At 52.0% G+C, this 15153-nt stretch carries 11 protein-coding genes and 2 pseudogenes; 7 read left to right on the plus strand and 6 right to left on the minus strand.

Translation table 11 applies throughout. The features are described 5' to 3' along the window. Positions 1 to 22 precede the first annotated feature (22 nt). Complete coding sequence (locus tag A4S02_RS04370) at positions 23 to 1393, minus strand: amidohydrolase family protein (protein WP_070323058.1); 1371 nt, start codon at positions 1391 to 1393, stop codon at positions 23 to 25. Then, complete coding sequence (locus tag A4S02_RS04375; RefSeq protein ID WP_070323059.1) at positions 1390 to 2403, minus strand: ABC transporter substrate-binding protein; 1014 nt, start codon at positions 2401 to 2403, stop codon at positions 1390 to 1392. The genes A4S02_RS04370 and A4S02_RS04375 overlap by 4 nt, the downstream gene beginning before the upstream one ends. Positions 2404 to 2551: 148 nt before the next feature. Here A4S02_RS04375 and A4S02_RS04380 point away from each other — a divergent pair, with 148 nt between their 5' ends. From A4S02_RS04380 to A4S02_RS04395, 4 genes and pseudogenes are all read left to right on the plus strand, one after another. Next, positions 2552 to 3082: a DUF2165 family protein gene (locus tag A4S02_RS04380; RefSeq protein ID WP_019090346.1), complete on the plus strand. Its 531-nt coding sequence runs from the start codon at positions 2552 to 2554 to the stop codon at positions 3080 to 3082. Between the two features lie 36 nt (positions 3083 to 3118). Next, entirely contained in the window at positions 3119 to 3910 is a 792-nt protein-coding gene (locus A4S02_RS04385; protein WP_070323060.1) for an ABC transporter ATP-binding protein, read from the plus strand. A gap of 3 nt (positions 3911 to 3913) precedes the next feature. Next, positions 3914 to 4681, plus strand: a complete 768-nt coding sequence (locus A4S02_RS04390) for an ABC transporter permease (protein WP_070323061.1) — start codon at positions 3914 to 3916, stop codon at positions 4679 to 4681. A gap of 111 nt (positions 4682 to 4792) precedes the next feature. Further along, positions 4793 to 5500 (plus strand): annotated as a pseudogene (locus tag A4S02_RS04395) (2-oxoglutarate and iron-dependent oxygenase domain-containing protein); the annotation flags it as partial. 184 nt (positions 5501 to 5684) lie between these two features. Here A4S02_RS04395 and A4S02_RS04400 read toward each other — a convergent pair. Beyond that, complete coding sequence (locus tag A4S02_RS04400; protein WP_070323062.1) at positions 5685 to 7070, minus strand: IS1380 family transposase; 1386 nt, start codon at positions 7068 to 7070, stop codon at positions 5685 to 5687. Between the two features lie 93 nt (positions 7071 to 7163). Between A4S02_RS04400 and A4S02_RS14790 the strand changes: the two are divergent. After that, positions 7164 to 7593: pseudogene (locus A4S02_RS14790) on the plus strand (2OG-Fe(II) oxygenase family protein); the annotation flags it as partial. A gap of 20 nt (positions 7594 to 7613) precedes the next feature. On the opposite strand, the gene A4S02_RS04405 reads toward A4S02_RS14790, so the two are convergent. The 3 genes from A4S02_RS04405 to A4S02_RS04420 form a co-directional block, all read right to left on the minus strand. Then, entirely contained in the window at positions 7614 to 8984 is a 1371-nt protein-coding gene (locus A4S02_RS04405) for an 8-oxoguanine deaminase (protein WP_082246747.1), read from the minus strand. 24 nt (positions 8985 to 9008) lie between these two features. Further along, positions 9009 to 9763, minus strand: a protein-coding gene (locus tag A4S02_RS14795) for an IS5 family transposase (RefSeq protein WP_099046877.1) whose coding sequence is annotated in 2 segments (ribosomal slippage) — positions 9009 to 9424 and positions 9424 to 9763 — 756 coding nt in all. Because the reading frame shifts where the segments join, the coding sequence is not laid out codon by codon here. A 151-nt stretch (positions 9764 to 9914) separates the two neighbouring features. Then, positions 9915 to 12254, minus strand: a complete 2340-nt coding sequence (locus A4S02_RS04420; protein WP_070323065.1) for a TonB-dependent receptor — start codon at positions 12252 to 12254, stop codon at positions 9915 to 9917. A gap of 329 nt (positions 12255 to 12583) precedes the next feature. Between A4S02_RS04420 and A4S02_RS04425 the strand changes: the two genes are divergently transcribed. Together A4S02_RS04425 and A4S02_RS04430 are read left to right on the plus strand one after the other, a co-directional pair. Next, positions 12584 to 13909 carry an allantoate amidohydrolase gene (locus tag A4S02_RS04425; protein WP_070323066.1) on the plus strand — a complete coding sequence of 442 codons (1326 nt, stop codon included), beginning with the start codon at positions 12584 to 12586 and terminating at the stop codon, positions 13907 to 13909. 2 nt (positions 13910 to 13911) lie between these two features. Further along, positions 13912 to 15153: a pyridoxal-phosphate-dependent aminotransferase family protein gene (locus A4S02_RS04430; protein ID WP_070323067.1), complete on the plus strand. Its 1242-nt coding sequence runs from the start codon at positions 13912 to 13914 to the stop codon at positions 15151 to 15153.

Genomic DNA, 15153 nt, shown 5'->3' on the forward strand with positions numbered 1-15153 from the left:
AGTTTTTAAAACGCCTCTCTTTTTATGTAGATACGGCCTGTGCCAGACGTTTTACAACATGGCGTGAGTGCTGCATGAGTTCTGGTAGATCAGCACCTTTTACCACGCCGTCATACACAACAGGCTTACCCGCTTTTAGCACGTGCCGAACACATGCAGCCCCAGAGGCTACAGGCGCAATCAGCGGATCTGCCAACCCAGCATGACGTGGATGGTTTATGTCATGCACAACCAGATCTGCCACCATGCCTTCAGCAACGGCTCCTATGTCTGGTAGCCCCAGAATACGCGCACCTTCGTGCGAACTCCAGCGCACGACATCTTCGCAACGAATAGCGTCTGCGCCGTGCACAAAGCGGTGCAAAAGCCATGCGGTGTGCATTTCTGCGCCCATATCGCAGGCCTCGTTTGAAGCCGCGCCATCCACTGCCAGAGAAACACGCCCCCCAGCCTGTTCCAACGCGGGTGCAGGTGCAATGCCAGAACCCAGCCGCCCATTGCTTTGCGGGCAATGGGCCATGCCTGTTTGGGTTTGGGCCAGAAGTGCTATTTCGCTGGCATCAAGGTGCACCAAATGGGCAAACCAGACATCTGGCCCCAGCCAGCCATGCTCACCCACAAACTGAACGGGGCGCATGCCGTACACTTCGTTGCAGTATTTAACGTAATTTTCTGTTTCCGAAAGATGTGTGTGCAGGCCAATGCCCATGCTACGCGCGCCTTCGGCAAGGGCACGCAGTTCATCCGGCGTTACGCCCCATGTGGGGGTATTGGGGGCTATGGCAATGCGTCTGCTGCTATCTGGTGCCGGATCATGATAACGGCTGACCAGATCACTCACCTGTTTGAGCATTTCATCCAGCGTTTCTGTGGGGGCTGGAACAATTTCGTCCGTATCACACTTACGGGTTCGCGTGGTGCCTCCACGGGCCAGAACCAGCCGCATACCCAGCTTTTCTGCTGTTTCAAACAGCACAGCCGCAGGATCATACTGATAGCTGTGGGCAAACAGATAGTGATGATCCACCACTGTCGTGCAGCCCGATAGCAAAAGCTCTACCATGCCAACCTGGGCAGCAGTTTGCAGCGTATCTTCATCCAGATAGCGCCAATATGTGTTGGGCACTAAGCGCAGCCATTTTTCAAGCGGCGCGTTAATGGCGGTGGGAATGCCCTTCAACATGCTCTGAAAAAGATGGTGGTGGGTAGAAATTAACCCCGGTGTAATCACCCCACCTTTTGCATCCAGCACAGTATCTCCCGCTTGTTCGGGAATGTGCTCAATGCTGACAATACGCCCTGCCCGTATACGGATATCTCCTACACGCCGTTCCTGTGGGCCTTTTAGGCCAGTGAGGATACCGGATGCACTGCGGATGACAAGATCATTCATGCGGGCATCACCTTGGCGCGGTCTGTAAATTTGGCTGTAAAGGCGGATTGCCAGTTTACGGTTTTATCCAGCAGATAATTATCCACCATGAATTGATACGTTGCCTGCCAGCGCGCTTCTGTCATGCAGCCCAACCCTAATGTTTTTGTATCTCCGCCCTCCACCACGTTGGCTTTGGCCATGGCACTATGTCCAAACATAATCTGGCCTTCTGTCATGCGGGGGTTGGCTTTGCGTATCAGGGCATTACCGGGTTCTGGGTCTCGCATATAATCCTGCCAGCCTAATAGAGAGGCATGCACGAAGGCTTGCGTGGTGGCATCATTTTTATCTGCAAATTCATGGGTGGTTAATACCGGAGTGCCGTATGGTGGGTAGCCCAGATCTGCAAATGGAAAGAATTTTACAGGCACATTGCGCTGCTGGGCCTCGTAGGGCTCAGAGGATGCATAGGCTTGCACAGCCATTTCCGGGTCCAGAAAAAACGGTTGCAGGTTAAAGGTATAGGGTTTTGCCTGCGCTGGGCTGTAACCAAATTTCTTGCACAACCATCCCCAGTAGGATGCATGGGCCGGGCTGGAAATGAGGATGGGATGATTACGTAACTGGGCCAGATCTGTAATGTTATCGTGCGTCATCAATCCCTGCAGATCATGCTGGAAAGAGGACATAACAGTTAGCAGTGGCATGCCGCCCTGTATGCCGCGCAGTGTTTGAAAATCATACCCCGTTACAAAATCTGCGCGGCCAGCGGTCAGTATTTGCATGGTATTTACCTGCGGGCCACCCATATCTATATGTACGTCCAGCCCTTCCTGCGCGTAAAAACCTTTCGCCAGAGCCTGATAAAACCCGCCTACTTCTGCCTGCGCAAACCATGACAGCAGTAGCCTGACCGGGGTTGCCGCCTGCGCACGTTTAAACGGCGTAAATGCAGCAACAGATGATGCCGCAGCAGCTGAAAGCAATGTTCGACGTGTAAGAGACATTCCGAATTCCTGCACTGGCATGATCTTCTTATTTCGCATCCGGTATGTTCATACAGAACATACGCATTTGGGAAGCTGTAAAATAGAGCACGCTTCATTGCTTTTTTTGTAACGATTTACCCCTTGATCTTCGCAGGATTGAATGGCCTAAACTGCATAAATCATTTCTATGCAGGAATGTTGTATGCCGCGCCTTTTCGCTTTTTCTTCCCCAATTGCTATTTCTCGGCTGGCTAAAACCGTTATGGTGGGAGCATTGGGCATGTTTGGCCTGATTGTCGCGCTGAATAACGTAACTGATTATAACTCGAACTTTCAGTTTGTGCGCCACGTTTTAAGCATGGACACAACATTCCGTGGTAACAGCCTAATGTGGCGCGCCTTACCCCAACCTGTTCTATGGCACCTGTTTTACGGCCTGATTATTTTAGGGGAAGCCGCAACCGGCCTGCTTTTTGCTATTGCGGCCTACCAGATGGGCACGCGTCTTTTGGCCTCGGAAGATGCCTTTAAAACAGCAAAAAGGTTTGTGCCCGCAGCCACGGCTTTGGGGTTTCTGATCTGGTTTTTTGGCTTTTCTGTTGTAGGTGCTGAGTGGTTTCTGATGTGGCAATCACAGGCATGGAACGGCCAGCAACCTGCATTTCGCTTTTTTATGACCATGCTGGCTGTGTGCATTTACGTGCAACAGCCCGAATAATCTGCTGCCTCTTCTTCTGCAAAATTTGGATGGATCATGCAAGAAACCGTTATCAGCATTCAGTCTGCTGAAAAAACCTTTCCAAACGGTGTTCAGGGGCTGGCACCTATTACCTTGGATATTCACCCCAGAGAACGTATCGGCCTGATTGGCCCTTCTGGTTGCGGTAAAAGCACGCTGCTGAAGCTGATTGCCAATTTACATCAGCCTTCCTCTGGGCATTTGAGGTGGTGGAACAAAGGGTTTGCAGAAGTCGGCAAGGAAAATAGGCGTCTGTCCTTTGTTTTTCAGGAACCCACGCTTATGCCGTGGAGCACGGTGCGCAAAAATGTACGTTTGCCGCTGGATCTGGAAGGTGTTTCTCCTGCTCTATCAGCGCCACGCGTGCAGCAGGCGCTGGAAGTTGTAGGCTTGGCTCATGCGGCAGATCGCTTTCCCGCCCAGCTTTCCGGCGGGATGAAGATGCGTGTTTCTATCGCGCGGGCATTGGTCACGCGCCCTAACCTGCTTTTAATGGATGAACCCTTTGGCGCTTTGGATGAATTAACGCGCAACCGGCTGGATGAGGATATGGCCACGTTATGCGCCAAGGATGATCTTACCTTATTGTTTGTAACGCATTCTTTGTATGAGGCCGCTTTTCTTTCTACCCGCGTGATGGTTATGGCGGCGCATCCGGGCCGGATATTTGCCGAATATGAAATTGACCCTGCCATACTCAGAAATGAGGAATTTCGCCTAAGCGATACATTTGCCACAATATGCCAGGATCTGAGCAAACTGCTTATTCAGGCATCTCAATCTTCCCTTCTTGCAGAGGTGGCCTAACTTATGCCTGCTCGCCTGATATCCGTTTTTGCGCCGCTTATTGTTGGCATTCTGTTTCTTTTGTTGTGGCAGGGTATTTGTTATTTTTGGCATATACCGCCTTATCTTATGCCTGCCCCTTCGGATATTGCACGTTCTCTGTTCAGTAATATCGATGCACTGGGCCATGCGCTGTACAGTACGCTTACCGTTACATTAGCAGCACTGTGCGTATCCGTAATTCTGGGTGTTCTGGTTGCTTTTGTACTGGTGCAACATCCGCTTATTGAGCGCAGCCTGATGCCCTATGTAGTGCTTATGCAGGTCACACCTGTGGTAGCTCTTGCCCCATTGATTATCATTTTGGTCAAAACAACACTGTTGGCACTTGTTATCTGTGCCACGCTGATTGCTATTTTTCCTATCATTTCTAATACGTTGCAAGGTCTTAAAAGTGTTGATCCGGGGTTGGAGGCATTTTTCCGTATGCATAAAGCCTCACGTCTTAAAACGCTTTTGCGCCTGCAAATACCCAGTGCTTTGCCTATGTTTATGGCGGGTTTGCAAATTTCCAGCGGCTTGGCCCTTGTTGGCGCTGTGGTGGCCGAGTTTGTGGCTGGCACAGGTGGCAACAGTGCCGGTTTAGCTTACGAAATTTTGCAGGCTGGTTTCCAGATGGATATTCCACGCATGTTTGCTGCGCTGTTCATGATTACCCTTACCGGCCTTGCTCTTTATATGGCTACCAGCGGTATCAGAAAGCTTGTCTTGTATAATCGCTTTCAGCACTAAAAACAGGGGGTTTGCCAATATAATTTGTTGACTTATCGAAATATTAAGATCTATACTATAAAAAGTGAGTAGAAGCGGTCGGAATAGAAATATTCTGGGCATTGCTCCACCTTGTTGGTCTTATTCAGCATGGGGGAAGCTTCGACCGCTAGAAAACACGCTTTCCCACATGCTGGTTTGCACCAACTGCTACGTCCTATGGGCCAGTTTGCAATTTGTGTGAGAAACGCCATGACCCTGAATACCAAAACTGCCGCAGATTACCCTATGGAAGAGCTTAAGCGCGAAGCCACTATAGGCAGCATGGGCACAACCTCCTTCCGCTCCATCCCTGTTATTGATTTTTCAGACTATGAAAACAGGCGCGCCCAGATTGCGGATGATTTGTGGAATGCCGCGACGAAGGATGGGTTCTTTCAGGTTATCAATCACGGAATTTCGTTAGAAGACATTGATAACGCTTTTGCGGAAGCAAAAAGGTTTTTTGCTCTTCCTATGTCAGAAAAGGAAGTTTTCAAAAAGAAACCAACCGTGAATGCTGGCTGGGAATATTGCTCTCAGGTGCGGCCTTCCACCGGCACACCAGATAATAAGGAATCCTACCAGATTACTTTGCCAGAAATGGATAATCTGTGGCCGGATGAACAGGTTTTACCCGACTTTCAGGCAAAGCTTTTGCAATTTGAGGAAGATAACTGGCAGCTTGCCATGAAAATACTGTCCTGCTTTGCAGAAAAACTTGGATTTGAAACAAATTTCTTTGCGGAGTGCTGTAAAAAATCTTCTCCAGGGTATCAGTGTACTTTACGCCTTATCCACGCGGATTTCTCACACTTGAGGCAATTTCGGGTCATTTTGTAGAATTCAGTCATCCCACAGGAGCCCGATCTGGAATATTGACGATATTCTGCTTCTGGCGGCGGGTTCTGAACGCAGTGAGGGTGTCACGGCCTGAGAAGGCAGTGTTGGTGGAAGCTATGTGGTCTGTGCACTGTCTGTTTCTTCAGATGGCCTGCCGGAGCCTTCGCAATCGTGCATGAGCGAGGGCGAATTCATGCTGACAGGGGAACATGTCCGGCATGGACAGGACAATCCGACGGACGCTGAGCGTTACACGTGTCGCGATTTTGAGCAGTCGTGCGCGTATGGTGCCACAGGTCGCCGTCTCCAGGCTGGTCTGGCCAAGGGCCAGTCTTTGCAGAGCGGTCAGCAGGACATAGGCTGCGGCCGAGAACCACAGCCGGAGCTGGTTGGCCCGGATGGTGTGGGACGAGGTCCTGTCTGAGAACAGATCCATCTGGCATTCCTTGATGCGGTTTTCCATATCCCCGCGTGCGCAGTAAATCTGTTCGTAGAGATGGCGGGGGTCGGACATTCCCTGCGGTAGCGTGGTGACAATAAAGCGATGATAGCGGTTGCCATGGCGCCATTCGACCTTGGCCACGACCCGCCTGCGGCGCGTCCAGCTGTCCTTTGTGATCCAGTCAAAGGAGGCGAAACCGCGCGCAGCTCTGCCTGTCGTGGCGGCTTCGTCACGAACCTCAGCGGACAAAGAGGCAATCCGGTCATACAGGCGGGTGTTGCCTGCAAGCCCGAACAGGAAGTCAACGTGGTTGTCTTCGCACCATGTCATCAGACTGTCCCGGGCGAAACCGCTGTCCCCACGCACCAGGATACGCACCCGGGGCCAACGGCTCCTGATCTGCTCCACGATCCGGCGGATGTCTGCCAGTGCTTCCTTCCCCGGGTCCCTGTCTGCCGTGCGCAGGGTAGCGCTGAGGAGATGGTCCCCGCAGAAGACATACAGGGGAAGATAGCAGTTATGGCCGTAATATCCATGAAAGGCGCGGCCTTCCTGATGGCCATGGATACGGTCATCGGTGGCATCCACATCCAGAACGATCCGGGCGGGTGCGCGCTCATGCTGGTCCATGAAAAGCGTCACGAACAGGGTAGCCAGGGCCTCATGATCAGCAATGATGCGGCAGTAACGATCTGCCTGCTGCCCACTGCGCTCTAGCCGGTTCAGCGTGGATTTTCCTGCCAGTGCCGCACAGTTGGCCCGGCTTCCTGACAGACGTCCCGATACCAGACCCATGACAGGATCATGACGTAAAGCGTCATGGTCATTAAGGTCTTCATAGCCCAGTGCCAGGCCCATGATCCGCTGACGGACAAGGTCTTCAACCCGGTATTCCACAAAGCCGGGATGCCGCTTATCGCGAAAACAGGCAGCAAAGCGGCGGCTGAGCCCCAGAATGTCATCAGCCTGCTTCACCAGAATGACGCCCCCATCCGAACTCATGCGACCCCCGTCAAAACGGGCCACAACACGCCGTCCACAGGAGGCTGGAAACTCATACGCGCCTGCGCTACACTCTGTCTGCATCGGGTTCGTTTATTGCTTATGAAAAATTCTTTTGTGCAAAACAGACTTTTTCATAATCTAACCCGATGTACAACCCTTCTGTGAGATTTCCGCGTCCACTACATGAGCATGGAAAACGCCAAACCGGAAGATTTTAAGCAGTGGCGTGCCGGTGCGCATTCAGACTTTGATTGCCTGACACTCCTGCATCTGCGTGAAGGTGAAGGTGGCTTACAGCTTTGCCCAGGCAACGAAATTTCATCCAATGCGTGGACAGAAGTGACACCCATAGCAGGTGCTGTTACCTGCAATATCGGTGATATGCTGATGCGTTGGAGCGATGATAAGCTGAAGTCCACCCTCCACCGTGTGCGTATGCCGCAACCGGGGGAATATCTTGGCCCGCGTTTGTCTGTTCCCTTTTTCTGTCAGGCAAATCGGGAGGCTGTCATTGAAGGGCCAGAAGGTAAATACCCCCCCGATTACAGCGGAAGATTACATTTACCAGCGCCTACATGCCAACTTTGTGCAAAAGCACAAGTAATGGGTGAGTATGGGGGAAGGTTAACTTCCCTCATACAGTTTCTGTGCCAAACAGTTATGCCGCTCTATAACCATATTCACATCCAGCTTTGTAAAATGGCCATCCTGTATCAGCACCTTGCCGTTAACCATACTAAAGGCAACGGAAGAAGGGGTGCAGAACACCAAAGCAGCTACCGGGTCACTTAATGCGCCAGTATATTCCAGCTTGCACATATCAAACGCAATAATATCGGCCGCTTTTCCTGCCGTTAATTGGCCAATATCTGTGCGGCCCAGAACTCTGGCCCCTCCGCGCGTGGCTAAAGTCAATACATCACGCGCTTTGAGCATAACGGCCTGTTCATCTTGCGCAGATAACAGGCGGGAAACGAGCATGGCTTGTCGTGCTTCTGCCAGAATGCTCGCACCATCATTAGAGGCAGACCCATCAACCCCCAAGCCAACAGGAACACCCTGTTTCTGCATAGACCAAATAGGGGCAATACCAGATGCCAAACGCATGTTGGAACATGGGCAATGGGCAATTCCTGTACCTGTTCGGCCAAAGCGTGCCATGCCTGCGGTATCTAGTTTAACGCAATGGGCATGCCATACATCGGCACCAACCCAACCAACATCTTCTGCATATTCTGCAGGCGTCTGCCCAAAACGCTCCTTGCTGTAAGCCACATCATGCTGGTTTTCAGCCAGATGCGTGTGCAGCCGAGTGCCCGTGGTGCGCGCCAGTTCCGCCATATCACGCATGAGTTCCGGGCTAACTGAAAAAGGCGAGCACGGCGCACCCCCTACGGTCAGCATCGCCAGAGGTTCTGGATCGTGGTACGTTTCAATCACGCGTAGCGTATCACGCAGGATGTCGGATTCTTTTTCTACCAGACTATCCGGCGGTAGCCCCCCTGCACTTTCTCCAACACTCATGCTGCCACGGCAGGCATGAAAGCGCATACCCATTTCAAGCCCGGCCTCAATTTCATCATCAAGGCGGCACCCATTGGGGAAAAGGTAAAGATGATCACTGGTTGTGGTGCAACCAGACATCAGCAGTTCTGCCATAGCCGTGCGGGTGGAGGCTTTTATCATGTCTGGCGTGAGGTGCGCCCAGATGGGGTAAAGCGTTTGCAGCCACTGGAATAGTGAGGCGTCCTGAGCCTGCGGAATAACCCGCGTTAAGGATTGGTACATATGGTGGTGGGTGTTCACCATACCCGGCATAACTACATGGCCAGACATATCCAGCACCTCATCCGCAGGAGGATGAGGGTCTTCCAAACCACCAAGGGCGACAATCTGCCGCCCTTCTGTCACGATCCACCCGTTTTTCAGCTCTTGCCTGGCATCATCCATCGTGATGAGGCACAGGGCATTTTTTAGCAAGTATCTACGTGACATTGTAAAAACACCTACGGCGTGTCGTCAGTTAAGCAGGATGATGATTGAGGCGAACTGCACGGCTGCGAGGAAGGTCGATTTCAGTTTATCGTAGCGGGTTGCGATAGCGCGAAACTGCTTGAGTTTATTGAAGAACCTCTCAACAAGGTTCCGTTCGCGGTAGAGAGAAAAATCGGTTTTCCGTCGTGTCGTTCTGTTGCATTTTGGCGGGATGACCGGGGTAATCCCGCGCTGTATCAGCCGATCGATCAACCTGTCCGCGTCATACGCCTTGTCAGCAAGGAAAGCATCCGGTTCGATGTTTTCCAGAAGTGGTTCTGCCTGGGTGATATCGGCATCCTGTCCCGGTGTGATGCCGAGTTCCACTGGATTGCCCAGAGCGTCGCAGATGGCATGGATCTTTGTAGTTAGCCCGCCTCGTGATCGTCCGATGGCCTGATCCGTGCCCCTTTTTTGAGAGCTCCGGCACTATGCTGATGCGCTCGGACAATTGTGCTGTCGATCATCATGTATTCGTTGTCGTAATCAGCGGCCAGATAACGAAATATCCGTTCGATGACGCCGCTTTCACACCAGCGGCGCAGACGCCGGTGCACGTTTTTCCAGTCACCGAAACGGGCAGGAAGGTCGCGCCATGGAATACCCGCGCGATAGCGATACAGCACCGCCTCCACGAACAGACGGTTGTTCACCGCAGTGCCGCCGACATAGCCTTCTCGACCAGGAAGAAGATCCTTTATCCGCTCCCACTGGTCATCGCGTAAACTATAGCGCCGCATCTGTCTGTCTCCCCAAAAAAACGGGAAAACAGTCAGCACACGCAGACATAAAGTACAACCCTCACGTGCCACTCTCAGGGCTTAACTGACGACACGCCGTAGCCCCTCCTTTGTGTTAAAGAGAGGGGCGTTAAGTTTGTTCAGGACGGTATTAGAAAGAGGTTGAGATCGTACCTGTCATGGAGAAGCGTGGTTCCACCATGAAGGTATTGCCGTAACCTGTGTAAGCTGCAGAGCTACCGCTATAAACCGTGCCGGCATCATGCTTACTGTAAACAGCGCCCATGGCACCCGTACGCACAATAGAGCCAGTAAGGTTGGTGAAGTTCAACCGGAACGTGGGGGATTTCACAAAGCCAAATGGCTTGAAGTGATACCCAACAGTTAGGCTGTTGGTCACGTAACCCGGTATTCTCTGGTCTCCAGCAACACTAACGGACTGCGGGCCGGTGTAGTGCACAGAACCGTTGGCAAAGAAGCCTTTATACTTATAGGTCAGACCAAAGTTGGCCATAACCCGTGGCGCCATAATGGCCTGCGTGCCCTTGGAATGCAGCATGATGTTCTGGTACGGATCAAACACGTTGCTATCCTGCGTGGCGTGCAGATACTCCACAGAGGCATAAGGGCTGAAGCCGTGGATCTCACGCCCGGCGATCATGAAGTCCAGCCCGCGCATGGTCTGGCTACCGATAGAGAACGGACGGTAGTTGTTCATGCCCAAATACTGGTCAACTACACGGTTGGTCACGTTGTAGTTGAAGAATGACAGGTCCATCATCATGTAGCGGTTGTGGTAGCGGTACCCCAGTTCTTCCTTAATGGAATACTGGTTCTTCAGGATCGGCACATCCGTGTACAGCCAGCCCATATCGTTTTCTGTTGGCTGACGGTAATCCCCTTCCGCATTCACATAGATCTGGTTCTGATCATTAATGTTGTAGCTGATGGAAAGCTGCGGCAATGGAGCCGTGCTGTTACGCCCCTGCCTGCCGTAGTAATCCTTGTTCCATGCGTTGGACATTACAAATTTAAAGCCGCCGTTAATCAGCAGTTTGTCATGCAGATACTTGGCTGTGTCCTGAATGAACAGCGAGTGGATTTCATACCCCGCAACCTGCCGATCGCCTTTATCAATACGATACTGAGACCAGTTCGGGCTAGGTGCGCCGCCTGCGGGCATAGCAAAGCTGGTAGGGTAGCTACGGTCTGATTGGCTGTTGTTATACCAGTAACCGAAGGTCAGGTGGTTGTGCTTATCAATATCATAGCCGAGTGATGCCGTGGCCCCCACAACGCGGTCACCATGTTCCTGAAAGTAGCCAATCGTGTTCTGCATATCACCCGCAGAGTTGGCTTCTGCACCATTGGGTTTGGCGCTCCAGCCTTGCCCATAGGTGAGGTATGGGTGCAGATCGAAGGACAGTTTGTCTGTAATAACGGTGTGGATAGGCGCGCTTAGGAAGATCTGGTTCCAGTGGTCAGCATTGTTCTTCCAGTAGTTTGCGTTCCCCGGGTGGGATGAGCGATCCCAGCCCTGCCCCGTGTGCTTATACAGCATGAATTGATCTTCTGTGGGGTAGTTATCAATTGTCCAGTCAGCAGAGTTCCATGAGATAAACAGGTTGGCGTTGGAGCCGTTTTCCCAATCCTTGCGTGCGCCAAAATCAATGTGCTTACGCTCGTTAATGCCAGAACCCATCCAGCTACGTGCATGCGTGTTGGAAAAAGAAAAGTAGCCCCGGATACCGCTATTGCCGATATCACCGGAATCAAGGCGAATAAACTCGCGCGAGAGGTTGTTGGTGCCGTAGGAAAAGTCCGTCATACCGCCAAATTTGTGGGACGCGATATGGGATTTGGAGTTCATTACCCCGCCAGCAGCAGACATAACGGGCAGATCACGCGCAGCACTGCCGGGTGTGACGCTCACTTCATCCACGTTTTCCGAATCAATAATTTCTGCCAGATATTTTGCCTGCCCGGCAGAAATGCCATCCACCATAATGGCCATATCACGGTCTGTCAGGCCGCGTGTCTGCACCTGCCCGCCCTGCATGCCCGATGTATCTGGGGTGGTGACGTTCACACTCGGTAGGTTTTTAACCAGATCTAGCGCCGTAGAAACGGGGCTGCGCATATCAATGTATTCTTTGGTGACTGTCTGCACTGCATGGGGAGCTGTTTCAAGCCGCATCATACCGCCACCGCCATTGCGCCTGCGGCGTGTGGACCCTACCGAAACTTCTTCTGTCCCGTGTGCTTCAACCGCTTTTATGGAGCGTGGACGCGCATGCGCAGCGGAAGATGTTGCAGATGCCCGTGTAAGCTGGGATGATTTTTTGGCTGCCGTGGCCGTTTGCGCCTGCGCGGTAGAAAGGCTGGCGCAAAACCCAACAGCACTGACAAGGCAGGATAATGTTGCAAGGTGTTGGCGGTATGTCAGTCGGGACAGAACTGGGCGGGATGGCGCAATAATCCGTAAGGACATGGGAAAATTCCTCAGCAGGGAAGCTTAACAACGATGCAGGAACAGGATGCCTTTTTCTTCAAATTGGCCTGTGTAAGAACCGCAATTTGAAAATCGGCAAAGATCTTTGAGTAAGCTTCCGACATGAGATTAAGGCTCCGGGCAGCGGGCGATAAAACGATACGATATCGATATATATAGGCTTATAAGCGAACGCACAAAAACAAAAAAGGCACTTTCTTGTTGCCGTTTTAAGAGCGCTGCCTGATCTGAATTCGGCAATGCAACATTGCTTTTTTTGCTTTTGAGAGAACGGGAAAAACCTGCGTATAGTTTGTTTCGCCTTTGATATGGCGCAAGATGTAACGTTTTTTATTGACCTCCTAACCCTAGAGGCCCGTATGCAAATCCTGCCCAATGTTTCATATGTTGCAGATGCGTCCGGGAAAAGGGCAGTACAACGGTGTGACTTTTTAGCGCATCCTCCTTTTTCAGACACACCGGATGGTCTGTTTCGCTCCTATCTTTCCCCTGCCTATACCGCGACAGTAAAGCTGGTGCGTGAATGGATGGAAGAAGCCGGAATGCATTGCCGGATAGATGCCGCAGGTAATCTGATTGGCCGATATGAAGGCATTACTCCTAACGCCCCTGCTCTACTCATTGGCTCTCATCTTGATAGTGTGAAAAACGCAGGCAAGTATGATGGCACACTAGGCGTTATTCTGGGCATAGAGGCCGTTGCCAGCTTTCATGCACAACAAAAACGCTTTCCCTTCGCCATAGAGGTGATTGGGTTTGGGGATGAAGAAGGTTCGCGCTTTCCAGTTTCCATGTTGACATCCCGTGCAGTGGCTGGCTCTTTAGGTGAGTTGCCAGATGTACAGGATGCCCAAGGCACCAGCATCCAGCAGGTACTTCAAGAAAGTGGTCTAGACGCTGCACGTTATCTGGAGGCTGCCTATAAGCCATCTCGGGTTCTAGCGTATTTTGAAGCGCATATAGAACAGGGCCCTGTTCTGGAAAGCACACACCATGCGGTTGGGCTGGTTACATCCATTGCCGCGCAATATCGGTTTAAGGTGACAATGAAAGGTATGGCCGGGCATGCAGGCACATTGCCCATGCATCTACGCCAAGATGCCTTGGCCGCTGCGGCTGAAGCCATTTCCTGCATAGAAAAAATTGCGCAATCAGGGCCGGATGATCTGGTGGCAACCGTTGGGCATATGACCGTAAAGCCCGGTGCACCCAATATTGTGCCGGGCAGGGTGGAGTTTAGCATTGATGTGCGTGCTGGCACGGAAAGTGTGCGCAACAAAGCCGCAGAAACACTAACCAATGCCTTGCAGGAGATCAGCCAAAAACGTGGCGTGAAAATGGAACTTGCTCTTCAGCACGATCTTTCTGCCACGCCGTGCAACCCGCAACTCAGCAATATTCTTGCTACCTCTATTCAAACAGTCACGGGGCAACCGGCTTATGCGCTGGTAAGTGGTGCTGGGCATGATGCCATGATCATGGCCGCCCTTACCCCTGTATGTATGCTGTTTATCCGCTGTGAAAAAGGCATAAGCCACAATCCTGCCGAAGCTGTACGCGATCAGGATGTAGAAACGGCTTTACGTGTCATGTGCGATTTCATCCAGAATATTCCATCAGAAAAAGCCGCCTAGTTATGGAGCAAACCCGTATGATTTCACCAATTTTCAAACAGATTGATCCGCCCCAACGGTTTCTGATGGGCCCCGGCCCCATTAACGCCCATCCGCGTGTTTTGCGTGCCATGTCTGCCGATATGCTGGGGCAGTTTGACCCGGAAATGACGGAATATATGAATGAAACCATGGCCCTATACCGTCAGGTATTCATGACACAGAACCAGTGGACGTTTCTGGTAGATGGTACGGCCCGTGCCGGTATTGAAGCGGCTCTTGTTTCCTTGGTCGAGCCGGGGGCAAAAATTCTTATTGTGCGTGCCGGACGCTTCGGTTTATTGCTTTCAGAAATTGCTGAACGTATTGGAGCAGAAATCTGCACGCTGGACCTGCCGTGGGGTGAAGTGGCCTCGCTGGGGCAGATAGAAGCAGCATTGCAGGAACATAAACCGCAGGTTCTGGCTTGTATTCATGGTGATACCTCCACCACAATGGCGCAGCCTTTGGATAGTGTTGGGGCATTGTGTAAAAAATACAATGTTCTTTCCTATGCCGATGTGACGGCTACATTGGGGGGCGTGCCGGTTTGCACGGATCGGTGGGGGATTGATGTCATCTCCGGCGGTTTGCAGAAATGTATGGGCGGTCCGCCGGGTTCTGCCCCCATTACCATTTCGGATCGGGCGGCTGAGCACATTATGGCGCGCCGCCATGTAGAGGCCGGTATCCGCAGCGCAAGCCTTACGGATGGGCAGCGCTCACGTATTTCATCCAATTACTTCGATCTGGCTATGGTGATGGATTACTGGTCTGAAAAGCGGCTGAACCACCATACCGAAGCCACCACCATGCTGTATGGCGCCAGAGAAGCCGCTTGTATTGTGCTGGAAGAAGGGCTGGAAAACCGTTTTGTCCGCCACAAAATGGCGAGCACGGCGCTTATTGCCGGCTTACGTGCAATGGGGCTGACCATCTTTGGTGATGATGCACACCGTATGGCCAACGTAACGGGGGTGTGGATTCCAGCCAGCGTGGATGGAGATAAAGTCCGTATGCGTATGCGTGATGATTTTGGCATTGAAATTGGCACGGCTTTTGGCCCGCTTACTGGCAAAATCTGGCGCATTGGCACCATGGGCTACAATGCTGTCAAACACAAAGTGTTGCTGACATTGGGCGCATTGGAAGCGGCTTTGGCTGCCGAAGGGTTTAAGCCCCCGCGCGGCGCTGCTGTGGATGCGGCTATGGCATCTTGGCCGTAA

The organism is Acetobacter ascendens, assembly GCF_001766235.1.
In the GTDB taxonomy this organism is placed as follows: Bacteria; Pseudomonadota; Alphaproteobacteria; order Acetobacterales; family Acetobacteraceae; genus Acetobacter; species Acetobacter ascendens.

Bases quoted from the DNA above. Each gene is read 5' to 3' on its own strand.
- A4S02_RS04425 (WP_070323066.1), top strand. From the start codon at position 12,584: ATGGCGCAAGATGTAACGTTTTTTATTGACCTCCTAACCCTAGAGGCC.
- A4S02_RS04370 (WP_070323058.1), bottom strand. From the start codon at position 1,393: ATGAATGATCTTGTCATCCGCAGTGCATCCGGTATCCTCACTGGCCTA.
- A4S02_RS04420 (WP_070323065.1), bottom strand. From the start codon at position 12,254: ATGTCCTTACGGATTATTGCGCCATCCCGCCCAGTTCTGTCCCGACTG.
- A4S02_RS04430 (WP_070323067.1), top strand. From the start codon at position 13,912: ATGGAGCAAACCCGTATGATTTCACCAATTTTCAAACAGATTGATCCG.
- A4S02_RS04400 (WP_070323062.1), bottom strand. From the start codon at position 7,070: ATGCAGACAGAGTGTAGCGCAGGCGCGTATGAGTTTCCAGCCTCCTGT.
- A4S02_RS04380 (WP_019090346.1), top strand. From the start codon at position 2,552: ATGCAGGAATGTTGTATGCCGCGCCTTTTCGCTTTTTCTTCCCCAATT.
- A4S02_RS04405 (WP_082246747.1), bottom strand. From the start codon at position 8,984: ATGTCACGTAGATACTTGCTAAAAAATGCCCTGTGCCTCATCACGATG.
- A4S02_RS04385 (WP_070323060.1), top strand. From the start codon at position 3,119: ATGCAAGAAACCGTTATCAGCATTCAGTCTGCTGAAAAAACCTTTCCA.
- A4S02_RS04390 (WP_070323061.1), top strand. From the start codon at position 3,914: ATGCCTGCTCGCCTGATATCCGTTTTTGCGCCGCTTATTGTTGGCATT.
- A4S02_RS04375 (WP_070323059.1), bottom strand. From the start codon at position 2,403: ATGCCAGTGCAGGAATTCGGAATGTCTCTTACACGTCGAACATTGCTT.